19 protein-coding genes and 1 pseudogene are annotated in these 23,316 nt (G+C 69.6%); 13 read left to right on the top strand and 7 right to left on the bottom strand.

Annotation, left to right across the window (positions count from 1 at the left end):
* Window positions 1-29: 29 nt before the first annotated feature.
* Complete coding sequence (locus ACGFNK_RS35595; protein WP_393422661.1) at window positions 30-2,153, bottom strand: autotransporter; 2,124 nt, start codon at window positions 2,151-2,153, stop codon at window positions 30-32.
* 186 nt (window positions 2,154-2,339) lie between these two features.
* Between ACGFNK_RS35595 and ACGFNK_RS35590 the strand changes: the two are divergent.
* The 3 genes and pseudogenes from ACGFNK_RS35590 to ACGFNK_RS35580 form a co-directional block, all read left to right on the top strand.
* A pseudogene (locus ACGFNK_RS35590) lies at window positions 2,340-3,404 on the top strand (family 43 glycosylhydrolase); the annotation flags it as partial.
* 36 nt (window positions 3,405-3,440) lie between these two features.
* Window positions 3,441-4,217, top strand: a complete 777-nt coding sequence (locus ACGFNK_RS35585; protein ID WP_393422726.1) for a glycoside hydrolase family 43 protein — start codon at window positions 3,441-3,443, stop codon at window positions 4,215-4,217.
* 60 nt (window positions 4,218-4,277) lie between these two features.
* Entirely contained in the window at window positions 4,278-5,690 is a 1,413-nt protein-coding gene (locus ACGFNK_RS35580) for an RICIN domain-containing protein (protein WP_393422659.1), read from the top strand.
* 9 nt (window positions 5,691-5,699) lie between these two features.
* Here the strand turns inward: ACGFNK_RS35580 and ACGFNK_RS35575 are convergent, their stop codons facing one another.
* Window positions 5,700-6,680 (bottom strand): polyprenyl synthetase family protein, encoded by a 981-nt coding sequence (locus tag ACGFNK_RS35575; protein WP_393422657.1) that lies wholly within the window; start codon window positions 6,678-6,680, stop codon window positions 5,700-5,702.
* A 198-nt stretch (window positions 6,681-6,878) separates the two neighbouring features.
* Between ACGFNK_RS35575 and ACGFNK_RS35570 the strand changes: the two genes are divergently transcribed.
* The gene (locus tag ACGFNK_RS35570) at window positions 6,879-7,964 is read left to right on the top strand and encodes a rhamnogalacturonan acetylesterase (protein ID WP_393422655.1); all 1,086 of its coding nucleotides are present in this window, start codon (window positions 6,879-6,881) and stop codon (window positions 7,962-7,964) included.
* Window positions 7,965-8,189: 225 nt separating this feature from the next.
* Entirely contained in the window at window positions 8,190-9,947 is a 1,758-nt protein-coding gene (locus ACGFNK_RS35565; RefSeq protein ID WP_393422653.1) for a DUF2264 domain-containing protein, read from the top strand.
* On the opposite strand, the gene ACGFNK_RS35560 is transcribed toward ACGFNK_RS35565, so the two are convergent.
* Complete coding sequence (locus ACGFNK_RS35560) at window positions 9,892-11,295, bottom strand: hypothetical protein (RefSeq protein ID WP_393422651.1); 1,404 nt, start codon at window positions 11,293-11,295, stop codon at window positions 9,892-9,894. The genes ACGFNK_RS35565 and ACGFNK_RS35560 overlap by 56 nt on opposite strands.
* 97 nt (window positions 11,296-11,392) lie before the next feature.
* On the opposite strand from ACGFNK_RS35560, the gene ACGFNK_RS35555 reads away from it, so the two are divergent.
* The 3 genes from ACGFNK_RS35555 to ACGFNK_RS35545 all read left to right on the top strand — a co-directional run bounded on the left by ACGFNK_RS35555 (window position 11,393) and on the right by ACGFNK_RS35545 (window position 12,900).
* Entirely contained in the window at window positions 11,393-11,644 is a 252-nt protein-coding gene (locus ACGFNK_RS35555; protein ID WP_393422650.1) for a hypothetical protein, read from the top strand.
* Entirely contained in the window at window positions 11,641-12,405 is a 765-nt protein-coding gene (locus ACGFNK_RS35550) for an isocitrate lyase/phosphoenolpyruvate mutase family protein (protein ID WP_393422648.1), read from the top strand. The genes ACGFNK_RS35555 and ACGFNK_RS35550 overlap by 4 nt, the downstream gene beginning before the upstream one ends.
* 72 nt (window positions 12,406-12,477) lie before the next feature.
* Complete coding sequence (locus ACGFNK_RS35545; RefSeq protein ID WP_393422646.1) at window positions 12,478-12,900, top strand: NUDIX hydrolase; 423 nt, start codon at window positions 12,478-12,480, stop codon at window positions 12,898-12,900.
* A gap of 18 nt (window positions 12,901-12,918) precedes the next feature.
* Here the strand turns inward: ACGFNK_RS35545 and ACGFNK_RS35540 are convergent, their stop codons facing one another.
* The 3 genes from ACGFNK_RS35540 to ACGFNK_RS35530 all read right to left on the bottom strand — a co-directional run bounded on the left by ACGFNK_RS35540 (window position 12,919) and on the right by ACGFNK_RS35530 (window position 15,787).
* A complete protein-coding gene (locus tag ACGFNK_RS35540) occupies window positions 12,919-13,656 on the bottom strand; it encodes a hypothetical protein (RefSeq protein ID WP_393422644.1) in 738 nt (245 codons plus the stop codon).
* Between the two features lie 16 nt (window positions 13,657-13,672).
* On the bottom strand, window positions 13,673-15,058 hold the full coding sequence (locus tag ACGFNK_RS35535) for a hypothetical protein (protein ID WP_393422642.1): 1,386 nt from the start codon (window positions 15,056-15,058) through the stop codon (window positions 13,673-13,675).
* A 144-nt stretch (window positions 15,059-15,202) separates the two neighbouring features.
* Entirely contained in the window at window positions 15,203-15,787 is a 585-nt protein-coding gene (locus tag ACGFNK_RS35530) for a WHG domain-containing protein (RefSeq protein ID WP_386350601.1), read from the bottom strand.
* A gap of 250 nt (window positions 15,788-16,037) precedes the next feature.
* Between ACGFNK_RS35530 and abc-f the strand changes: the two genes are divergently transcribed.
* From abc-f to ACGFNK_RS35515, 3 genes are all read left to right on the top strand, one after another.
* Window positions 16,038-17,675: a ribosomal protection-like ABC-F family protein gene (abc-f, locus tag ACGFNK_RS35525; RefSeq protein WP_393422640.1), complete on the top strand. Its 1,638-nt coding sequence runs from the start codon at window positions 16,038-16,040 to the stop codon at window positions 17,673-17,675.
* A gap of 136 nt (window positions 17,676-17,811) precedes the next feature.
* Entirely contained in the window at window positions 17,812-18,063 is a 252-nt protein-coding gene (locus ACGFNK_RS35520; RefSeq protein ID WP_393422638.1) for a hypothetical protein, read from the top strand.
* A 108-nt stretch (window positions 18,064-18,171) separates the two neighbouring features.
* On the top strand, window positions 18,172-19,305 hold the full coding sequence (locus ACGFNK_RS35515; protein WP_393422636.1) for a methyltransferase: 1,134 nt from the start codon (window positions 18,172-18,174) through the stop codon (window positions 19,303-19,305).
* 79 nt (window positions 19,306-19,384) lie between these two features.
* Here ACGFNK_RS35515 and ACGFNK_RS35510 read toward each other — a convergent pair whose 3' ends face one another.
* Window positions 19,385-20,740, bottom strand: a complete 1,356-nt coding sequence (locus ACGFNK_RS35510; protein ID WP_393422634.1) for a jacalin-like lectin — start codon at window positions 20,738-20,740, stop codon at window positions 19,385-19,387.
* Window positions 20,741-20,993: 253 nt separating this feature from the next.
* Here ACGFNK_RS35510 and ACGFNK_RS35505 point away from each other — a divergent pair, with 253 nt between their 5' ends.
* Both ACGFNK_RS35505 and ACGFNK_RS35500 read left to right on the top strand, forming a co-directional pair.
* A complete protein-coding gene (locus ACGFNK_RS35505; protein ID WP_393422632.1) occupies window positions 20,994-22,715 on the top strand; it encodes a PHP domain-containing protein in 1,722 nt (573 codons plus the stop codon).
* Window positions 22,712-23,224: a hypothetical protein gene (locus ACGFNK_RS35500; protein ID WP_393422630.1), complete on the top strand. Its 513-nt coding sequence runs from the start codon at window positions 22,712-22,714 to the stop codon at window positions 23,222-23,224. The genes ACGFNK_RS35505 and ACGFNK_RS35500 overlap by 4 nt, the downstream gene beginning before the upstream one ends.
* Window positions 23,225-23,316: the final 92 nt, after the last annotated feature.

Genomic DNA, 23,316 nt, shown 5'->3' with positions numbered 1-23,316 from the left:
CGTCCGGACGCTTGACCGTCCAGGAAGGTTCACGCAGCATGCCGTCCACCCTTTCGTCCCGTACGCCTGCGCCTGCTCACCGGCACGATCAGCGCCGCCAGGCCTCCCAGAACCGCCGCTGCCACCCACCACGCGAGCGGTATGGAACTCTCCTCGCTCGCGTTCCGGGTGGCGGCGGACTTCGGGGCGGCGCCGGAGGGCAGGGGAGTGGAGCGGGAGGTCGCTGAGGGGCTCGGGGTGTTCTTGCCGGAGGTCAGGACGACGTCGTTGCCGTCGCCGCCGCGGTAGCTGATCCGGTACTCGGTCTTGCCCACCTTGAGCTTGGCGCCTTCCTTCAGGCCCTTGAAGGTACCGGTGGTCTTCGACTTGCCGGTGTGGTCGATGACGGTGACCGCCTTGGAAGACGCCGAAGAGGTCGGCTCGACCACGAGCTTCCCGCCCAGCCGCAGCGCGCCCCCGACCTTCAGCGCCCGGTCCTTCACGGTCAGTTGGCCGCCCGCGCCCTGCGTGTAGTCCCCGGTCACCGTCACTCCGCCGGCGACCTTCCCCGTACCCGTATTCGTCACCGTTCCGACGACCTTGCCCTTGCCGGCCAGGGACGAGCTGAGGTTCAGCGCCCCTCCGGACGCCTTGCGCACATCCAGCCGCGCGCTCGGTGAAGTGAGCCGGATCCCCTTGCTGCGCGCCAGACTCGCCCCGTCTAGCGCGAGCGTGCCCTTGGTGACGGTCGTTGTGCCCGAGGTCGTCACGCCGCCGGTCAGCGTGGTCGTGGCGGCACCCGACTGCGTGAGGGAGCCGCTGCCGCTGATCTTGGACAGGGAGAGCGGCTTGGCGGTGTTGCGGAGTACCAGCGAGCCGTTGTTGACGAGCTTGTAGAGGTCGCCCTTGGTGTAGAGGCCGCCGTCGCCGCCCGACTTGCCGCTGCCCAGGCGCAGTACCGCGCCCTTTTCGATGGTCGTCGAGCCGTTGTAGTGCTGGACGGCGGCGAAGGTGACGTCGTTGCCCCTCGTCCCCTTGATGACGATGTCGCCGGCGCCGGGAGCGGACAGGGTGTCGTGGAAGACGCCGCCGCCGATCGGCGCGCCCAGCGTCACGGGCCCGTTGTAGTTGAACGTGAGCAGGGAACGGGATCTCGCTGCGAGCAGGTTGATGTATACGGTCTCGGCGGTGCCCGGCATGAAGATCTTGTTCGTGGTGCCGTCGCCCCACTGGACGTTGGCGCCCTTGATGTTGGTGCCGCGCTTGTTGATGTTCTTCCGCGCGGGCGTCCAGTTCAGGGCGGGGTCGCTGAGCGAGGGGTTCGTGTCGCCGCCCTGGTTCGACCAGCTGTACTGGCCGGTCAGGACGACCTTGCTCCCCGGCCGGGACTGGACGTTGATGTCGCTGCCGTACTCGCGCTGGTAGAAGTCCATGCCCATGGTCACGGTCTGGCCCAGCGGGGTGTCCACCGTGTACGTGCCCTGATTGAGGATCTTGCGCACGTTCGGCAGCGACGTCGCGAACTCCGGGCGTCCGGCGTTCACCTGTGTGCCGTTGTCGATCACGCCGGAGAAGGAGTGGGCGCCCGACAGGTCCCAGGTGCCCCAGAGGAACCTCGGCTGGGTGATCAGCCCGGAGCCGCTGATGGTGCCCAGGTTGTAGGCGCTCTTCAGGGAGAGCCGCAGGGTGCCGTCGACCCGGATGTTGTCCTGGTTGAGCCGGAACGCCGGGGTGTTGTACGGGAAGTGGCCGATCAGCCCGGTGGTGCCGCCGTTGCCGTACTGCAGGGTCGCACCCCGCTCGACCGTGATCGCGGGCGGGTCCGGGTTGGTCGTGGTGACGTACGGGTGGTTGCCGCCCTGCGTCCTCACCGCTTGCCGCTGCCGTGACTTCGGCAGCGTGAAGTCGCTGTCCTTGGTCAGGATCAGGGTGCCGGAGCCGCGCACGGTGAGCGTGCCCTCGCCCCGGAACACCCCGTTGTACGTGGTCTTCCCTGCCGGCACCGTCACCACCGTGTCGCCGTCGAGCGTCACATCGCGGCCCGCGAGTACCGCCGCGGTGACGTCGTCGGCTGCGGCGGGTGCCGCCATCGCGCTCGGCGTGATGATCCCTGTCGCGAGCACGGCCAGCGCCGCGCCTGCTCCTGCTGCCCGTACCCGGATGTTCTTGTTCACGCCTGTGGAGACGGGAGCGGTGCGGGGCCGATAACAAAAAGTTGGGTCCGACTTTGGATCGGAAAGTGTCCGACTTTTTCTAACCTCCCGACCCGTTGACCTCCTCGTAACACACCCTTACCGTTTCGGCGTTCGGAATGGCAGATACCGTTCGAGATCTCGAATGGCCCAGTGTGAGGGAACGACATGAGCCGCCTTGACGAGAGCCCCGACATCCCGAGCCGCAGACTCGTCCTGAAGGGCGCCCTCGCCGCGGGCGCGCTCACCGCCGTGCCCGGAATCGCCGAGGCCGCCACCCCGGACGCCACCGGCGTGGGCTCCTCGTACGTCAACCCGCTCGTCCGCAACCGCGCCGATCCGCACATCCACCGTCACAGCGACGGCTACTACTACTTCACGGCCACGGCCCCCGAGTACGACCGGATCATCCTGCGCCGCTCCCGCACCCTGCGCGGACTGACGAAAGCATCCGAGTCCGTCATCTGGAAGAAGCACGCCACTGGAGACATGGGCGCGCACATCTGGGCGCCGGAGATCCACCACATCGACGGCAAGTGGTACATCTACTTCGCCGCCGCGCCCGCGCACGACATCTGGGCGATCCGCATCTGGGTCCTGGAGAACGCCGGCCGCAACCCCCTCGAAGGGGAGTGGACGGAGAAGGGCCAACTGAAGACGGCCTGGGAGACCTTCTCCCTCGACGCCACCACCTTCACCCACCGCGGCACCCGCTACCTCGCCTGGGCGCAGCACGAGCCCGGCATGGACAACAACACCGCGATCTGGCTCTCGGAGATGGCCAGTCCGTGGACCCTGACTGGTCCTCAAGTCCGGCTCACCACACCGGAGTTCGACTGGGAGACCATCGGGTTCAAGGTCAACGAGGGCCCGTCGGTCATCGAGCGCAACGGCCGCGTCTTCATGTCGTACTCGGCGAGCGCCACCGACCACAACTACTGCCTCGGGCTGCTGACCGCCGCCGCCGACAGCGACCTCATGGACCCGGCGAGCTGGTCCAAGTCGCCGACCCCGGTCTTCACCAGCAGCGACACCACGAAGCAGTACGGCCCCGGCCACAACAGCTTCACCGTCGCCGAGGACGGCCGCACCGACGTCCTCGTCTACCACGCCCGCCAGTACAAGGAGATCGTCGGCGACCCGCTGAACGACCCCAACCGCCACACCCGCATCCAGAAACTGGGCTGGAAGCCGGACGGCACACCGGACTTCGGCATCCCCGTCGCCGACACCCGGGTCCGCGAGCCGAAGGCGACCAGCCGCTACACGATGACGGCCTTCACCAACAGCAGCGAATCCAACCTGTACGTCTACGAGTCCGCGGACGCACTGACGTACAACCTGCTGAAGGGGCCCGCCTACACCCCGCCCACCGGCCTGATCCGCGACCCGTCGATCATCAAGCACACCGACGGGTACTACTGGATCGTCCACACCACCAACTGGACCGGAAACACCATCGGGTTCGCGCGCAGCAAGGACCGCGTCAACTGGTCCTTCGTCGCCAACCACACCCTCCAGACCCCCGGCCTGGCCCGCACCTGGGCGCCCGAGTGGTTCGTCGACGCCAACGGCAGCGTCAACGTGATCGTCTCGCTCGACACCACGAACAACTACATCTTCCGGCCGCACCTGCTCACCGCGACCAACGCCTCACTGCGCAACTGGTCCGTACCGAAGCCCCTTTCGGGCCTGGACGACTCCAACTACATCGACACGTTCATCGTCCGGCACGGCGGCAAGTACCACGCGATCACCAAGCAGGAGACGACCAAGTACCTGGAGTACGCGGTCGCCGACCGTCTCGCCGGTCCGTACACCTTCGTCGGCAAGGACGACTGGGCGGGCTGGGGCAGCTGGCGCGAGGGCTCCGCGCTCGTACGGCTCGACAACGGCGGCTGGCGGATCTACTTCGACGGCTACGCCGAGAAGAAGTACTACTACAGCGACAGTCTCGACGGTCTCAAGACCTGGACCCCGATTCGGCAAGTGCCCCAACTGACCGGCTTCGCACGTCACTTCACTGTTCTGAAGGAGAGTGTCTAGATGCCACATGCTGGGACAAGACGTGCCGCAACACGACGTGGTGGAGCAGGACGTGCTGGGATGAGGCGTCTGTACGCGATCCTCGTCGCCCTCGCTCTCGCGGTCGCCGGAGCGCTCGTGACCGCGGCCCCGGCGCAGGCGGCGCCCCAGACCATCACCAACGGCACGCAGTTCACCGACACTTCGGGCAACCCCTTGCACGCGCACGGCGGCGGGGTCATCAAGGTCGGCTCGTACTACTACTGGTTCGGCGAGCACCGGAACTCCGACAACACCTTCCGGTACGTGTCGGCCTACCGCTCCACGGACCTGAAGAACTGGGAGTTCCGCAACAACGTCCTGACCGAGGCCACCGACCCGGAGCTGGCGACCGCCAACATCGAGCGGCCGAAGGTCATGTACAACGCCGCCACCGGCAAGTACGTGATGTGGATGCACAAGGAGAACGGTGTCGACTACAGCGAGGCCCGTGCCGCCGTCGCCGTCTCGGACACCGTCGACGGCGACTACACCTGGCAGGGCAGCTTCCGCCCGCTGGGCCAGCACATGTCCCGTGACATCACCGTCTTCACCGACACCGACGGCACCGGCTACATGGTGTCCGCCGCCCGCGAGAACTACGACCTGCACATCTACCGGCTGACCAGCGACTACACCGGTATCGCCGCCCTCGTCGCCGACCCCTGGCACGGCGGCCACCGCGAGGCCCCGGCCCTCTTCAAGCGGGGCGGCGTCTATTTCATGCTGACTTCGGGCGCCACGGGCTGGAACCCCAACCAGCAGCAGTACGCGACGGCCACCTCGCTCGCCGGCCCATGGACGGCGATGCGCAACATCGGCGACTCGACGACGTACGGCTCGCAGACCGCGTACGTCCTTCCCGTGCAGGGCAGTTCGGGCACCTCCTATCTCTACATGGGCGACCGCTGGGGCAACTCCTTCGGCGGGACGGTCAACGACTCGCGGTACGTCTGGCTGCCGCTGACCTTCTCGAACTCCACCACGATGTCCATGTCCTGGTATCCGGAGGTCACCATCGACACGGCCGCCGGGACGATCACCGGCCGGGGCGGCCCGTACGAGACGCTGGCCGCGCGGCACAGCGGCAAGTGCGCCGACGTCCCCGACCAGTCGATCCTCGCGGGCGCCCAGATCAAGCAGTGGACCTGCAACGGCGGCGGCAACCAGCGGTTCTGGTTCAAGGACCTCGGCAACGGATACGTCCAGCTGATGGCCCGTCACAGCTCGCTGTGCCTGCGGGAGAACGCCTCCAACGTCACCCAGGAGGCCTGCTCCACCTCGGTCACCACGCAGCAGTGGTCGGTCACCACGTCCGGCGGTTACCTCACGCTGAGGTCCCGCGCCAGCGGCGAGTGCCTGGACGTGAACGGCGCGTCGACCGCCGACTCCGCCGCGATCATCACGTACGCCTGCAATGGAGCGACCAACCAGCAGTGGACTCGGGCCAGTTGACGCTCACGCTCAGTCCGTCCGGTGGAGGAGGAGTTCGGCCGACTCCTCCACCAGGCGGTGCAGCACCGGTACGTAGTTTCCGTCGCCACCGAGTTCGGTCAGGAGGCGCGCGGCTTCGTCGCGGAAGCGGTCCAGATCTGCTCGGTACTGCTGAAGACTGGCGGGCGCGAGAAGGAAAGCTGTGAGCTCCGACCTCGCTTCCTCGGAACTTCTCGCGGCGGCGTGCAGGTCCAGGAGACGGTTCCTGGACCGCGGTGACGCGTTCTCGAGGGCACAGGCGAAGAGGTACGTGACCGTTCCGTTCCGCAGGTCCTCATTGCGGCCGGAGAGGATGTCCTCCTGATCGTTGAACAGCTGCCACAGGATGCCGAAGACATCGCCGAACTCACGCCACATCCGTATTCGTTCATGTTCCGCGCCGGCCAATATCGCACCCATCGCCGTGATCATGCCGAAGGGTGCCCCGGATTTACCTCGGTACGTCGTGACCACCGAGTCGCGCGTAGCGCCGCCGGCGTCTCGACGCAGATCGCTCAACTGCCCCTCGGTGCCGACGATCCAGCAGGTCACGAGCTCGGCCGCCAGGGCGCCCCGCACCGAGTCGGGAACCTTTTGCGACTGAATGATGTGCAGAGGAAGGGGGTTTCCGCTGATGATCGACGCGAGCAGTGCCTCGTTCTCGCCGATCTCCCTGGAAACGCCCGCGCTCTCCCCGTCCGCCAAATCGTCGAGATAGCACGCGGAAGTCCACCACAGCACATGGATCGCGGACAGTGGAACGGCCGGTCCGGGATCTCCCGTCTCGGCTCCGTGCACCAGGAGCGGCAGCACTTGCAGGGGATACCTGAACTTCTGGTGCCGCAGAAGTTCGGTGACCGCGTTCTTGACCGCGGTCGAGGAGGGGCCGAGCCGTTCGATGCCGGCATTCATCTCGGCGTCGATGTCCGAGGAGAACTGCCGAAACAGGTCCAAATATGAGGTGGAATTCACAGTGACTTCCTTTTTGTCGTGCCGTTTGCGGTATCGATTCGATCACTCCGAAACGTGGGCCAGCCAGAGCGACTTCCGGTCATGGCCGATTCCCTTCGGGTGATACGGAGCCGAGATGCCACACCCCTCTAGAAAGCGCTTGCCATCGCGGGGTACGGTCCAGCGACCAGGAGGAGTCGACCTGTTGAAGGAGCCGCGTTGAGACGCACCCTGATCGCCGTGCTGGCCACGCTGACCGCAGCCACGGCTCTGTCCGCCACCCCGGCCTCGTCCGCCACTCCGGCGCAGGCGGGCGCCCGCGGCGCGGGCCTGGAGAACTGCACCGCGACGGCCTGTCACTTCGACGTCGCGCCCGGCACGTACGACGTACACGTCCGGCTGGGCGGCGACACCGCGGCGAGTACCGGCATCACCGGCGAGACCCGCCGCACCCTCCTCCCCGAGACGGCCACGGCAGCGGGCGAGCGCGTGGCCCGCAGCTTCACCGTGAACGTTCGCACCCCTGAAGGCGAACCCACCGGCCCCGACGGCACTCCCGGCCTCGACCTCGTCCTCGGCGGCTCGGCCCCCGCGCTGGCCGGCATCCGCGTCACTCCGGCCCTCGCCCACGCTCGAATTCACTCGCGCGGGGGGACCCCCATCGCCCGCCAGATCTTCCTCGTCGGCGACTCCACCTCCTGCGACCAGCCCGGCGCCCCGTACTCCGGCTGGGGCCAACAGCTGCCCCAGTACCTCCGCAAGGGCCTGTCGGTCGCCAACTACGCGGACTCCGGGGAGAGTACGGTCAGCTACCTCGACAACCCCGCGCTCTTCGCGACCGTCCAGCCGCTGATCCGCAAGGGCGACCTGGTCCTCATCCAGCTCGCCCACAACGACAAGCAGACCGACGAGGCGACGTATCGCGCGAACCTCGAAACGCTCGTCGCCGGCGTACGCGACCGGGGCGGCCGGCCAGTACTGCTCACGCCCATCGTCCGCCGCTGGTTCAACGCGGACGGCACCCTCAACAACGACACGGCGCTCCTGGTCAACGGCCTCGGCGTCGACCACCCCGCAGTCGCCCGCTCGGTGGCCGCCGCGCACGACGTACCGCTCATCGACATGACCGCCAAGACCAAGGCCCTGGTGGAGTCGCTCGGCGTGGAGGCCTCCAAGGCGCTCTACCTCTACAACGAGAAGCGGGACAACACCCACACCTCCGCGCACGGCGCGACCGTCTATGCGGACCTCGTCCGCGACGAGCTGGTCGCCCAGCGCCTGGTCCCCAGGGGCCTGGTGAGGTGACCCAAGACCCTGGGGCGTCCCGACCGGAACCGGGGCGCCCCAGGTACCTCAGCGCTCCGCTGGGAGGGCAGTGATCAAACCGCGGGCCGGTGGGGCCTGGTCGCGCCCGCGCGGCGGAGCCGCAAATCGATACAGCCCCGCGCCACTAAGAGGCCTCCGGCCTCCTCAGGGGCGCAGTACCGCACCGGACTTCACCAAAGGCCGCTCAGACAGGAAGCACGACCCATGATCGCAGGCGTTCCCGAGGACGACCGCACCCTCAGCCCGTACACCGGCTACACGCGCGCCCACTGGGCGGCGGCGGCCGACTCCCTGCTCGCCGCCGTGGAGCCCTACGCCTCCGAGGACCGAGCCCTCTACCACCTGCCCGGCGACCGTGAGAGCTGGTCGGGCCGCCTGTCGGACGGCCTGGAGGGATACGCCCGTACGCTCCTGCTGGCGGCCTTCCGCCGCGACGAGAAGGCCCTCGCGCGCTACGCCGACGGGCTCGCCGCCGGAACCGCGGGTGTCTGGCCGCGTATCGGGGACCACAGCCAGCCCCTCGTCGAGGCCGCCTCGATCGCCCTCGCCCTGCGCCTGACCCGCCCCCTCCTGTGGGACCGCCTCGACGACGGCGTACGGCAGCGGGCGGCGGCCTGGCTCGGCGACGCGCTGACCGCCGAACCCTGGCCCTGCAACTGGGAGTTGTTCCCGGTGACAGTCGGCGGCTTCCTGGCGGAGATCGGCTACGAGACCGAGGCGTCGCGGGCGGCGATCGACCGCGGCCTCGACCGCATCGAGCAGTGGTACGTCGGCGACGGCTGGTACACCGACGGTGACGGCCGCAAGTTCGACTACTACAACGGCTGGGCGATGCACCTGTACCCGGTGCTGCACGCCTGGCTCGCGGACGACACGCGCCTGCTCGACCTGTACGGCGGCCGGCTGTCGACCCATCTCGCCGACTACGCCCGCCTGTTCGGCGCCGACGGCGCCCCCATGCACCAGGGCCGCTCACTCACGTACCGCTTCGCGACGACCGCACCGCTGTGGCTGGGCGCGCTCACCGGGCGTACGCCACTGCCGCCGGGGGAGACACGACGGCTGGCGTCCGGCGCGCTGAAGTACTTCCTCGACCGGGGAGCCGTCGACGACCGAGGCTTGCTGAGCCTCGGCTGGCACGGCCCCAACTTCGCTGTCCTGCAAGGCTATTCGGGCCCGGCGTCCCCGTACTGGGCGAGCAAGGGCTTCCTCGGTCTGCTTCTCCCCGCGGACCACGAGGTGTGGACGGCGACCGAGGAGCCCGGCCCGGTGGAACGGCAGGACGAGGTGCGGCCGGTCGGCCCGCCCAACTGGCTGCTGCAGTCGACCAGTTCGGACGGCCTGGTCCGCCTCCACAACCACGGCAGCGAGGACGTCCGCTACGACCCGTACTACACGCGACTCGCGTACTCGACTGTTACGGCGCCTTCGGAGGCGTACGACAACAGCGTGATCGTCGACGAGGACCCGAGCCGAACGCGCATCGAGCCGTTGGGAGTCGGCGAGGGATGGGTGGCGTCCCGGCACGAGGCCGGGGGCTCTGCGCGGGTCACGAGCCTGGTCGTGGCGTCCGGCGCGGTGGAGGTACGCGCCCACCTGGTGACGGGCGCGCCTCCCGGAACCACAGTGCGGGTCACGGGCTGGTCGACGGGGGAGGGGCGGGTCGGACAGGACGGGCAGGACGGCCAGGAGGGGCTACGGGCTGAACTCCTCCCGGCCTTCGGCCTGTCGGGCACATCCACCCTGACCGGCGTGACGGGCGAGGAGCCCACGTTGTTCGTGGCCCTCGCCCGTCTCACCGCCGAGTCGGACCCCCTCCCGCTCCAGGCCCTGGTGTCCGTGGAGGTGGAGGGGGCGTATCAGGTGCGCGTCCGCTGGGCCGACGGCCCCGAGACGCGTTTTCGGTTCAGCGCGTCAGACGGGCGATCCGCAGGGTCTTCGTGGTCGGTGACGCCCCTGTGAGTGCCGTCGAGTAGGACGGCGTGACGGGCGCGTACGCCCAGGTGAGGGAGCCGTCCGCGAGGGTCGCGATGTCACCCGTGATACGGGCCTTGACGACCTTGTCCGGCGTCTTGAACCTGCCGTTCCAGTCGATCAGGCGCAGGTGTGTGCCGGTGAAGGTGCCCGTGCACGTGCCGTTCGCGCACTTGGCGTTCTTCAGGGACTCCCAGGAGACGAGGAGCCGGTCCTTGCCGTACGGGGCGATGCGGACGTTCACGTGCTCGGTGCCGGGGGCGTTCGTGAGGTGGACCGGCTTGCCCGCGGGCGTGTTGCGGTTCTTGAGGAAGGCGACGGCGACCTGATGGGTCTTCGTCTTCGGCTTCACCGTCCAGCCGCGGCCGCTCGCGTCGTCCGGGTTCTTGGCGGCGGAGGCGGCGCCGCGGGAGGCGAAGGCGGTGGCGTAGCGGCCGCTGGACGACTTCACGAGGTCGCCGGTTCGGCCCGGGAAGGTGCCGCCGCAGTAGCCCGCCCAGCACTGCTCGCGCTGCACGACCGGCGCGTTGTCGGGTGCGCCTATGCCGGTCGACACGAACAGGCCCGAACGCCAGTCGTCGAAGCAGAGGGAGGTGAAGGCTCCGGTGGGCTCGGCGTGCAGCGCGATGCCTTCGTTGTGGCTGCAGCCCCAGCTCCAGCCGCCGCTGAGCTTCGCGCCCTTGGCGCTGACGTACGCCAGCTTGTCGCCGAAGTGACCGTCGGCGAAGCCGCCCGCGCCGTGGACGACGAAGTACGCGCCGTACTTCTTCCCGTTCCAGGCGAGCTGCCCGTCGAGCAGCGGCGCCGTGTCGTGCGAGGCGGTGCCCGTGAGCTTCGTACGGAACGCCTGCTTGCCGTTCTTGTAGCGGACGAGCGCGGCGGCCGTCTCCTTCCACTTGTTGCTGTCGGAGACGCGGGTCACCAGCGCGAACCCGTCGTTGTGCGCGACCAGCCCGCCGACTTCCTTGGCGCCCTTGACGACCGTGTCGGAGCCGGAGCGCTTCCCGGCCTTTGTGAGCGGCGTGACGTGAATCCCGTCGGACGCGGGCCAGGCCACTCGGAGGGTGCCGTTCGGCGCCACGGCGGTCGCCGTGCGTGTCCACTCCCGGGTGTTGTTGTAACCCGCCGACAGATAGGGGAACTTGGCCGGGATCTTCACCGTGGTGTTCGTGACGGCGAGGTCGTCGGCGGCCTTCGGCGCGGGGTTCGCCGTGGCGGTCGCGTACCACGCACCGGTCAGCAGGACGCCCGCCGCGAGCGAACCCACCACGGGCTTGCGGGCGATTCGGCGACGGCGGTGTCTTGTTGGGGGTGTTACGGATGTTGCGGGTGTCATGCCTCCGAGTCGCCGCCGGCCGGGTGGAGGTTGCCGTGCGATCGAAGTTCGGAACGCTTCGGCCGGCACCGAAGTGTCCCGCTTCTAGCGTTGCGCTATGACCGACGACCGGATCTACACCCTCTACAAGGCGATCCGTGGGATCGCCGACCATCTTGTCGACCGCCTGGCCGAGTTGGAGCCCCGAAGCCTGCTGACCCGGCTCGCCCGGATCTGGGCGAACCGGCTCGGCACCCTGACCCCGGAACAGCTCGACCACTCTCCCGGCGACGGCTGGACCTTCCGCCAACTGGCCTTCCGCCTCACGGAACCCATGTACTACGCCGACGCGGTGGGTGACCCCTCATGACCGCCTTCGCCGAGCTCCACCACCGGGACACGCCCCTGCTTCTGCCCAACGCCTGGGACCACGCCTCGGCGGCGGCCCTCGCCGCGCAGGGCTTCGAGGCGATCGGTACGACCAGCCTGGGAGTCGCCGCGGCGGCCGGACTGCCCGACGGCGCGGGCGCCACCCGGGACGCGACGCTGGACCTGGCCCTACGGCTCGGGCAAGGGCCGTATCTGCTGTCCGTGGACGCCGAGGGCGGCTTCAGCGACGACCCGGACGAGGTCGCCGAGGTCGCCCGCGAACTCGCCGCCGCCGGAGCCGTCGGCATCAACCTGGAGGACGGCCTCGGCTCCGTGCGACTGCACGTAGCGAAGATCGCCGCCGTGAAGGCCGCCGTGCCAGGCCTCTTCGTGAACGCCCGCACGGACACGTACTGGCTGGGCGATGGCGACGAGCAGGAGACGGCCCGTCGCCTCGACGCCTACCAACAGGCAGGCGCCGACGGCGTGTTTGTGCCGGGGCTGACCGACTCGACACGCATCGCCGCCCTCGTGAAGACCCTCCACGTCCCCCTCAACATCCTCTACTCACCGTCCGGCCCGGCCGTCCCCCAGCTCGGCGACCTCGGCGTGCGCAGGGTCAGCCTCGGCTCCATGCTGTACCGGCGGGCACTGGGCGCGGCGCTGGAGACGGCCGCCGGCATCCGGGCCTGGCGCACGCCCAGCGGGAGCGCCCCCGCATACCACCAGGTGGAGGCGCTGAGCCCGCGCCGGGAGGCGTGAACCTGGTACGGTTATAGCTTTCGTGGGTACGTAGCCCTGTGGACTCCGACCGGCAAGGGACCGAGGAAAACCATGGATATGGACGTCCCCGGCGACAAGCGACTGGCCGCCGCCGTTGTGATGCACAAAGGGCGTGTGCTGCTGGTGCGGCGTAGTGAGACCGAGCGGTTTCTGCCCCGGGTGTGGGGTGTGCCCTGCGGGAAGCTCGAACCGGGGGAGAGCCCTCAGGACGGCGTTCTGCGGGAGTTGAAGGAAGAGACCGGGCTTCTCGGCGAGGTCGTCCGGAAGGTCGGCGAGTCGTCGTTCGTGAGTCGGTATCGCGGGCACGAGGTCAAGAACTGGCAGGACAACTTCCTGGTCAAGCCCCTCTCCCGGCACATCACGCTGCCCGAGCCCGACCAGGCGTACGCCTGGTTGAGCCCGGCCGAGCTGAGCACCGTCGACATCGACGAGTACAACCTGGACATCGTGCGGCAGGCGCTCCAGCGCCCATGACCGGGGCACAGGCGCTCGTCAGCTCCTGAGCAGCTCCGTCAGTGTGGCGAGTTCGCTCAGATACTCCTCCACCCTCAGCGGCACCTTCGGCACCGCGCCCGGATGCGGTCCCGCCGCCGTGAATACATCGGTGTGCCGCCGTCGCCCGCTGCCCGTCTCCAGGAAGAGCGTCACCGTCGGCTCCGCCGTCTCGGTCCACGCGCGGTGCAGGGTGTGGGCGGGGAGGGCGTAGGTGCTGCCCGCCGCGTACTGAGCCACGTGCGTCAGACGCAGCCGGGAGGGGCCCGCGGGCTCCAGAAGCCAGTCGGCGGCGGTGTCGGACAGGGACTCCTGGTAGCGGTCCGCCTCGATTCCTCCGTCGGCGTCGCCCGCGATGCGCACAGGCGCGTACAACTCCATCGTCAGCTGCCCCCGTACGACATAAGAGGCAAGCGGGGAACGGTGGTTGTGGATGTCCTCCTTGCCGACCGCGCCGCGGCCGGCGTGCCACAGGTGGGCGCGCAGCATGTGGTGCGGACCGCCGTCGATGAGCAGGAGCTTGTCGAAGCCGAGGACATGGCGGTACGAGAGCCGGGCGCAGCCCTCCGGATCGCCCTCGCCGGAGGCGAGTTCGGCGGTCAGTTCCAACAGCCGGTCGGGGGAGCCGAGTTCGGCGATGACGGAACGGGCCGCCAGCACCCGTTCGTGCTCGGGCAGTTCGCCGTCCAGTGCCTCGGCAAGGAGCCGCCTCGCCGCCTGGACCTGCCGACCACCCATGCACGCTCCCTCCGACTCAGCCATGCGGCTGGTACATCCATACGGCATGACCGCGCAGCGCCGAAAGACCTTGATAGGTCATCCACATGGGACGGCGCAGCTCGCTGGTGGTGTCCTCGCGGGGCCAGGTCCATATGCCGTCCGTCTGCGCGGCCCATACGGCGGTGGCCGCGCCGTCCAGCCGCTCGCGCCACTCCGCCTCCAGGCCGTCCTCGCGCGCGATGTCGCGGGCCCCCGGAGTGAGCAGGGCGCGGACCACCCAGGAGGCGGTGAAGTGCCGTACGTTCAGGACCTCGTGGCGTGACGGGTCGTCGGAACGTGGCCTGCGCACCTCCTCGCGGAGGCTGGACAGGTCGAGGCAGGAGTCGTGCGGGGCGTCCGGACAGGCCAGCAGCCAGCGGACGCCGTCCTCGCGGGCGGCGCGGGCGCCCGCGCTCTCGCCCAGGACGCGGGCCGCGCGGTCCAGGGCGACCACGGCCAGCGAGGTGTGCAGCGGGGACGGCGGGCCGTGCAGGGGCGCGAGGCGGTAGCTCCAGCAGCGGCGGTGCTGTCGGCGCGGGTCGGTGACGGCGCCGTCGACGAGGGCCTCCTGGAGGACCGGCAGTACGTCGGAGCGGGGCGCGGCACGCAGCAGGCCGCGCAGCACGGTCGTCACGACATGCGTCAACTCGCGCCCGGTGCGGTCGAGTTCGAGAGTGAAGCCGGACTCACAGCGCGCCACCTCCGCGGCCACCCGGGCCGGGTCCACGCCGGCCCTGGCCAGTGCGCCGAGCACCAGCGCGGTCACCTCGGGCCGGGCCACCGTCCCTTGCGAGCGCGCCGACCAGCCGCCGTCCGGCAGGCGCAGCCGCCACAGCGTCTCGACCAGGTCGCCCGTGCTCAACCGCCCGTCGGGGACACCGAGATCGAGCGCGATGTGCAGCCCGTACGCCGTACCGACCGGCGTCGGCCGGCCCGCGCTCTCGCCGAGCGAGTGCGGCCAGCCGGTGAGCCGCCCGCACCCCGGATCGTCGACCACGCAGAGCTGCTCGGCGAGAGCGTCGTATGCCGACGAGAACAGCTGGGGGAGCGGTCCTGGCCCGGACAGCGACGTCGATCCCGCGGTGAACTGCCCGGTCCCTGCGAGCGCGTTGCGTTCTGACCGGGCCCGCAGCAGCTCCGCCGCCAGCCACGCCGCGAGCGCCGTACCGAGTCCGGCGACCCCCGCGATCGCATACCGTGCGGCCTGCCCGTCGATGCTGTCCGGCAGCAGGCCGAACAGCGCCTGGAACACCGCGTAACCGGCGGCCGCGCAGCCGAAGCCGCCCAGCCACCGTACGAAACGGGGTGGCCGGGGACCGTCCGGCACGGGCGGCACGGGATCCGTTCTCAACGGCCCCCGTCCCAGCTGCTGTTGAGTCAAGGCGCGCTCCCTCCCCAGGGGCGGCACACGTGGGTCATGGCGAAGATTCCAGTCTAAGTGGTCAGTGGGACGGCTGGTGTTGGGACCGGAAGCACTCTCTCCATGGGTGCCACATTGGTGATACCCAGGTGATACCCGGTGGCCTCAGGAAGGCTTCCTCTCCTGACGGGGCCAGTGCTCCAGGAGTACGTGCAGGGCGTCGAGGGCCCGCTCCCAGGACGCCTGTACGTCGCGTGGGGCGCTGAATCCGCCACTGGCCTCGAGGCTGCAGTAGCCGTGGAAGGTGCTGCGCAACAGGCGTACGGCGTCCGTGAGATCGGGCTCCGAGAGTCCGTAGCCGCGCAGCATTCCGTATGTCACCTCGGCGGTCCGCCGCAGCACGTCGGACTCGGCGACCACGGCAGGGTCGACCCGGATCTGCGTGGCCGCGTACCGTCCGGGGTGCTCCAGCGCGTACTCCCGGTAGGCGCCGGCGAACGCGACCAGCGCGTCCTTCCCGGCCCGCCCGGCCACGACCAGCTCGATCCGCTCGATCATCTCGCCGCCCGCCAGCAACGCGAGCCGCGTGCGCAGCTCCTGCACGTTCTTGACGTGTGAGTACAGACTCGCGTCCTTCACGCCGAACTGCCGCGCCAGCGCGGTGACGGTGACCTTCTCGAACCCGACCTCGTCGGCGAGATCGGCGGCGGCCGCCACGACACGGTCGGTCGTGAGCCCGACTCGGGCCATGGGTGGTTACCTCCGCAGGAGCGCTGCCTAGTGCCTCTAGGCAGGGGCCCAATCTACAGAGGGAGGGGGCACGCTGGTCGCTCGGGCGGGTGGTACGGATCACGGGCTTCGTGAGCCCAGGAGTAGAGACGATACGCATCGTCTTGCTACAGTGAACGCATGGCTTTCTTCTGCTCTCTCTGAGTCCGGGCACGGCCAATACCGCCGTTTCTGCTGTCCGTAGACATTTCGCATCCCCAGGGAAAGCCGCATGCGTGAACGCGCCCATACAGCTGTGCCCGCTGCCGTGGCACAGCTGTCCGTCAAGAACGTCACCAAGTCGTACGGCACCCGGACCGTCCTCGACCAGGTCACCTTCACCGTCCGCCCGGGCGAGAAGGTCGCCGTCATCGGCGAGAACGGCTCCGGCAAGTCCACTCTGCTGGGGCTGCTGGCCGCAGCAGAGGTGCCGGACGCCGGGGAGATCACCGTCGGCTTCCCCGGCGGCACCGGCCACCTCGCCCAGACCCTCGACCTCGACCCGGGCTGCACCGTGCAGGACGCCGTCGACCTCGCCCTCACCGAACTGCGCGACATGGAGCGCCGGCTGCGCACGGCGGAGGAACGCCTCGGCGAGGCGTCGGAGGACGAACTCGCCGCGTACGGCGAACTGCTGATCGCGTACGAGGGACGCGGCGGATACGAGGCGGATGCCCGCGTCGACGCCGCCATGCACGGGCTCGGGCTCGCCGGGATCACCCGCGACCGCGTGCTCGGCTCGCTCTCCGGCGGCGAGCAGTCGCGGCTCGCGCTCGCCTGCGTGCTGGCCGCCGCCCCCGAGCTGCTGCTCCTCGACGAGCCGACGAACCACCTCGACGCAGCGGCTGTCCACTGGCTCGAGGAGCATCTGCGCGCGCACCGCGGCACCGTTGTCGCGGTCACCCACGACCGCGGCTTCCTGGAGCGCATCGCCACCACGATCCTCGAGGTCGACCGGGATGCGCGCACGGTGTACCGGTACGGCGACGGCTGGGCCGGCTACCGCGCCGCGAAAGTGGCCGCCCGACGTCGTGCGGAGCAGGAATACGCGGACTGGCTCCAGGAGGTGGCCCGTGCCGAGGAGCTGCTCGAGGCCGCCGGGAAGCGGCTGGCCACCACCGGCAAGGACCCGCGGCAGGGCTTCGGCAAGCACCGCCGCTCGCATGAGGCAAAGCTCGGCGGGCAGGTGCGGGCGGTCCGGGAGCGGCTGGCCCACCTGCGGCGTAACCCGGTGGCGGCACCGCCGGAACCGCTGCGGTTCACGGCGGCGCTGTCGGCGGCGGGCGGCGACGACCGCCTGCTCGTCGAGCTCGAGGGCGTAGCGGTCGGCGAGCGGCTGCGTCTGGACGGGCTGCTGGCGATCGCGCCCGGGCAGCGGCTGCTGGTCACGGGCGGGAACGGGGCGGGCAAGACGACGCTGCTGCGCGTCCTGGCGGGCGACCTGGAGCCGGATGCGGGCACGATACGCCGCTCTCCGCGGATCGGGTACCTGGCGCAGGAGTTGCCCGCGCGCTCCACGCGGCTCCCGCTTCTCGCCGCCTTCGCGGCCGGGCGACCCGGGCTGCCGGAGGAGTACGCCGAACAGCTGCTGGCGCTGGGCCTGTTCCGTGAGGAGGACCTGCACGTCCCGGTCGCGGCGCTGTCCGCAGGGCAGCAGCGGCGGCTGCAGATCGCGAGACTGGTGACCCGGCCCGCGGACCTTCTCGTACTCGACGAGCCGACGAACCACATCGCTGTCGATCTGGTCCAGGACCTGGAGTCGGCACTCGCGGCGTACCCGGGCGCGGTGGTCGCGGTGTCGCACGACCGCGGCTTCCGCGAGCGGTTCTCAGGACAGCGACTGGAGCTGTGCGGCGGCCGCAGATGCTGACCCTCGTCGAGGTAGCAGAACCGCTCCCGATCACGATCCGGCCGCGTGGCTCCTCCTGCTCGCAAAGCTCCCCGGCCTCATCGGCGCGAGCGAGCCGGACCGCGCACGCCGCGAGTGGCAGATCCTGGAACCTCTCGTGCGCTCACGCACGGCGTTCGGAGAAGCGTTCCCGGGGATCGATCTCCAGCCCATCCACGGCGACTCCCCGCCCGCGAACATCTTCTACGGCACCGACAAGTACACAGCGGCGTGGCCCCCATGGGCTGGTTCGTCTGCGGCGAGAGGGCTGTGCGACCCTCTCGATGTCATCTCTCTGAAAGGGCTGGTCATGACGCTCGGCATGGTTGTCTTCGACTTCTCCTCTCGCGCTTCGACGCGGGAGCCGTAGCCCCACCTGCCCTGACACGCGCGCCCGTGCTGCAGCACGGGCCGTTTGCCCTGCTCCTCGTCGAAGTGCTCTTCGTGCCCCTGCACGTTCGATCACGAGGAGTACTCGGTGTCCACCATCCACTGGACCGAGACGAACACCCCCCGTTCCGCCCACTGGCATTCCGAGAGCGCGACACCGCCTCCCAGCCGGGTCATCGGCGCGGACGACCGTATGAAAGCCGCCACGGCATACCGTCTGGCCTGCGAAGGCACCGCCTTGCTGTGGCGGGGCGACTTCCACAATGCACGTCAACTACTGCAGGCGATGAGCCGCCGCATCGACCGGAAACCTCCCCGGCAAGGCGACGGCCCGGCAGAATCCTTCCACCTGCACCGCCGGGCCCGCAGCCACCGCGCCCGCGTGCTGGGCAGGCTCCTCGTTCTGCTGGACGACGCCCACTGCCTGAACCTGCGCAGAGCCCCCGATGTGCGTCAGGCATGCACCGAGGCATACGGTCCGCCGTCCGAGCCGATGGCGGTCTCGCTCACAGAACTGCTGGGCGTGATCGGAGCGCATCAGTGGCGCACGAAGGGCGTGGAAGTATCGGCCCTCGACGCTCGTATTCACCCGCACTATGGCGTGTTCTCCCCGGTCAGGGGCGAATACGTCGACCTCGTTGCCCATGCGCCACTCCCCGCACCGGCGGACCACCGCGCGGGTCGCCGCACCGCATTCGACCTCGGGACGGGGACGGGAGTGCTCGCAGCCGTCCTGGCGGGCCGGGGGATCGGCCACGTTGTGGCCACGGACAGTAGCCCGCGTGCCCTGGCCTGCGCACGCGAGAACGTCCGTCGACTGCACTTCACCGGGCGCATCGACGTCGTGGGCCCCGGCCTGTATCCCGACGGGCGCGCGGACCTCGTCGTCTGCAACCCGCCCTGGATTCCGGCCCGGCCCACCTCCGCCGTGGAGCAAGGCGTCTACGACCCGGGCGGCAGCATGCTCCGCAACTTCCTGGACGGAATGACCGCCCATCTCGAACCGGGAGGTGAAGGATGGCTCATCCTGTCGGACCTGGCCGAGCGCCTCGGACTCAGGACGCGCAGCGAACTACTGGCCGGCATCGAGGCGGCGGGTCTGCACGTGGTGGACAAAATTGACACCAGGCCGCGGCATCCGCGAGCGAGGGACACCGCTGATCCCCTCCACGCCGCTCGGGCCGCGGAAGTCACCTCGCTTTGGCGTCTCGCCGGCAAATGACGTCCAGCGCCGCCGGCCGCCGTCCCCGGACTATACCCGTGGGGGTATCGTCCGGGGAGGGGTTTGACGGTGCTTCAGCTCAGTCGACAGGTGCGTACAGCACCCCCAGCTTGTCGATCTCCGTGCCCGCACGGCCCGTGAAGCCGACGATCTGCCAGCCCGCCGGGGCCGTGTACGTCACGGTGTTCGAGGTGGCCGAACCGGCCGTCACTGTACGGGACTTGTCCGTCGTGAAGGCCGCCGAGAAGATGCGCGTCCGGCCGTCCTTCTGGCCGCTGGTGAGCTTCACCGAGGTGAGGTGCTCGTCGGCGGCCAGGGTGAGGGACGTGGCCGTGCCGCCCGTACCGCCGTGGGTGAGGGACGTACCGCCGTCGTGGGTCAGGGATACGGCGTCCAGGCGGGCGTTGCCGCGCAGGGTGAGCGTGCGGGGCGCGGGCGTGGCCGGCAGTTTGTCCGCGTCGTTGAAGGCGGTGCCGTGCGGGCCGCCGAAGAAGTCGCTGGCGCGGAGGTTCGCGGGCAGGGTCCAGGAGAAGTCGACCGCGTGCGGGAAGTGGTCGGAGAGGTTGCCGCCGGCGGAGTCCAGGAACTTGGACCAGTCGTTGTTGTAGCGGGTGGCGTCGAGGTTCACCAGGTCGCTGCCGCGGTAGAGGACCTTGTCCACCACCTCGCAGCCGTTCGTCGGTGCCGTCTCGGGGCAGACGAGCGCTTCGCCGCCCTGCGCGGGGGCGTTGCCGCCGCGGACCAGGTCGACCCAGGGGTCGCTCAGGCCGTTCTCGTTCACGAGCGTGCGGATGTTGTCACCCGCGCGCGTGTAGCGCGTGTTGGTGTCGCCCATGACGATCACCGCGTTGCCCGCCGAGTTCGCCTGGATGAAGTCGGAGAGCTGGTCGATGTTGGCGCGACGGGCCGCGAGGGCGTCGTCGGTCGAGTCGGCGTTCGTGTGGACGTTGTAGAGGTCGACGAAGACGCCCTCCGCGAGCCGCACCCGGGCCAGCGAAAAGCCCTTCGGGGTCAGGCAGTTGGTGCCGGTGCACTTGTTCCACTTCACCCGCTGGAAGTCCTCGAAGGCATAGTCCGAGAGGGTGTTGAGGCCGTCGCCGAACGGGACGCCGCCGCTGGTCGCGGTGCGGTGCGGGTGGTCGTCGCCCGCGTACAGGGCGGCGTGGTAGTTGAAGTCCTCCTGCACATTGACGATGTCGTACGCCCCGAGTCGCGGGGAGATCAGCGGGGTGTTCTTCGCCGGGTTGCCGGAGCTCAGCCCCTCCGGGAGGCCCGCGACGTTGTACGTGAGGACGTTGAAAGTGCCCGACGAGGGAGCGGCGGCCGTCGCGGATCCCGTAGTCGTGGTGGCGGCGGGTGCACTGGCCGTGGCTGTGGTGGCGAGCCCGGCCAGGGCCAGCGCGCCCGCCACAAACGTTCCGATGAGCCTTCTCATGGGGGGTGTCTCCAGGGGACGGAGGAAGGGAGAGGGAGATCAACGGTGCTCAGGGTCGAGGCCAACTCGTGTTCTGTACAGGGGTAGTTGGGAGAATGCCGCGAGAATTGTGAAGCGTGGGAAGAGTTGATGCGACCAAGTCACCTGCGAATCACGATGTGGTTGAGCATTGTTCATGTTTCGCGCCGAGTCTCGCACCCGCGCGGTCATACCGACAGCGCGAAGGCGAAGAAGGCACAGAAGGCAGGCCGACATGGGTCACGGGCACGGACACGGTCACGCGCATGGACACGGGCATCACCACCACGAGCACGACCACCAGGGCACCGATCTCCCGGCCGCCTTCGACACCTCCGTACCCGACGAGGCCCTGACGCCCGAGCAGCACTCGCGCCGCTCCATGCTGCGGCGCGCGGGCCTGCTCGGTGCGGGTCTGACGGCGGCCGGAGTGCTCGGCGGGACGGCCGCCGCGCAGGTGTCCACGTCCGCGCCGGCCGCCAAGGGCCGCCGACGGGACGGATTCCTGTGGCTGGCCGGCGACCACCACATCCACACCCAGTACAGCAACGACGGCAAGTACCGCGTCTCCGACCAGGTCCGCCAGGGCGCCCGGCACGGCCTGGACTGGATGGTCATCACCGACCACGGCAACGCGACGCACGCCAAGATCGGCGTGGAGAAGGTCAACCCGGACATCGTCGAGGCCCGCGACACGTACGAGGACACCCTCGTCTTCCAGGGCCTGGAGTGGAACATCCCGGCCGCCGAGCACGGCACCGTCTTCGTCCACCCCGGCAAGAACGAGGTCTCCGTCCTCAAGCAGTTCGAGACCGACTACGACGGCGGCGTGAAGAAGGCGACGGACTCGACGCCCGCCAACGAGGCCCTCGCCGTCGCGGGCCTCAACTTCCTTGCGCAGCAAATCCAGCGGCGCAAGGTCAAGGACATCCTGATGCTCGCCAACCACCCCGCGCGCAAGGGCATCGACTCGCCGCACGAGATCCGCGCCTGGCGCGACGCCACATCCGCGCGCCACCAGATCGCGGTCGGCTTTGAGGGCGCCCCCGGCCACCAGGCCGCCGGCATCGAGAAGTCGGTCGGCATGGGCCGCGCCCGTGGTCTGTACGACGGCAGCCCGAGCGCCAACTCCTTCGCCGGTTACCCCCTGGAGAGCTACCGCACCTGGGGCGGCTTCGACTGGATGACCGCCACCGTGGGCGGCCTGTGGGACAGCCTCCTCGCCGAGGGCAAGCCCTGGTGGATCACCGCCAACTCCGACTCCCACAACGTCTACACGGACACCGCCAAGCGCGGCGGCCCCGACAGCGACTACACCGCCAACGGCAAGCACACCGACCCCGTCTACAGCGGCAAGATCGACCTCACCGAAGGCGACTACTGGCCCGGCCAGTACAGCCGCACCCACGTCGGCGCCGACGGCTTCAACTACGCCGCCGTCATGGACGGCATCCGCGCCGGCCGTGTCTGGGTCGACCACGGCCAGCTCATCAGCGGCCTGGACGTACGCGTCTCGGGCGGCAGCCGCTGGGCCACGCTGGGCGGCGCGCTGCAGGTCAAGAAGGGCACGCGCGTGACGCTGACGGTCGAGGTCGCGCTCGCCGGCGGCGCCAACTGGGCCGGTTACGTTCCCGAGTTGGCCCGAGTCGACGTCATCCAGGGCGACGTCACGGGTGCGGTGAAGGACAAGGACACCTTCACCGCGCCGACCGCGAAGGTCGTCAAGTCGTACGAGGTCGGAAAGTCCTTGGGCAGGGTCAAGCTCACGTACGAACTCGGCCGCGTCGACCGCCCGCTGTACGTCCGCCTTCGCGGCACCGACGGCAACCGCTCGGCAACGGGCCTGATGGGCAAGGCAGTCGACCCGTCCGGCCCGGCGATCGATGTCGTCGGCGACGCGGACCCGTGGATGGACCTGTGGTTCTACTCCAACCCGGTGTGGGTCCTGCCCTCGTGACCACGTTGGGGCGTGGCGGGGCCTTCTGGGTCGACACCGAGGCGACGTCGCTGAGCGAGGCGGACCACCTGCTCCAGTCGCTGGCCGCCGAACTCGCCCTCTCGGAGGGCGTGTTCGGCTGCACGCACCTGGTGCGGGGCGAGCGGCCACGGGTTGTGCTGTCGTTCACCGGGGCGTCGGCGGAGGCGTCGCGACTGCTGACGGACAAGGGGTACGAGGTGACGGCCGGCGTGCCTGACACGGCGGGCCGCGCCGTCCTGTACCCCGGGGTCGGGCGGCTGACCGGGACGGTGACGGTCGCGGAGGTGGTGTCGGGCTCGGCGATCGAGCGGGTTGCGGTGCTGGGAGGATCCGGCGAACCCGCGCCGGATCAGCGGATCTTGACGAGGGACTTCGTACGTCCGGAATGGCGGGACGGCGAACTGGTCCTCACCGCCATGCCTGCCGCGGGCGGGGTCCTGGTCCCGTTCGAGGTACCGGACCCGACGCCGTGCTGCGCGGACCACTGAACGCCGCCGCTCAGTGGCGGGCGGCGTACGTGACGAACTCCGTCCAGGTGGGGGGAGAGGGCGAGCTGGGGGAAGGGTACGACGGTCTGGGC

The organism is Streptomyces sp. NPDC048825 (assembly GCF_043198355.1).
Classification (GTDB): domain Bacteria; phylum Actinomycetota; class Actinomycetes; order Streptomycetales; family Streptomycetaceae; genus Streptomyces; species Streptomyces xiangluensis.
This window is presented reverse-complemented; position numbering and strand designations above follow the sequence as displayed.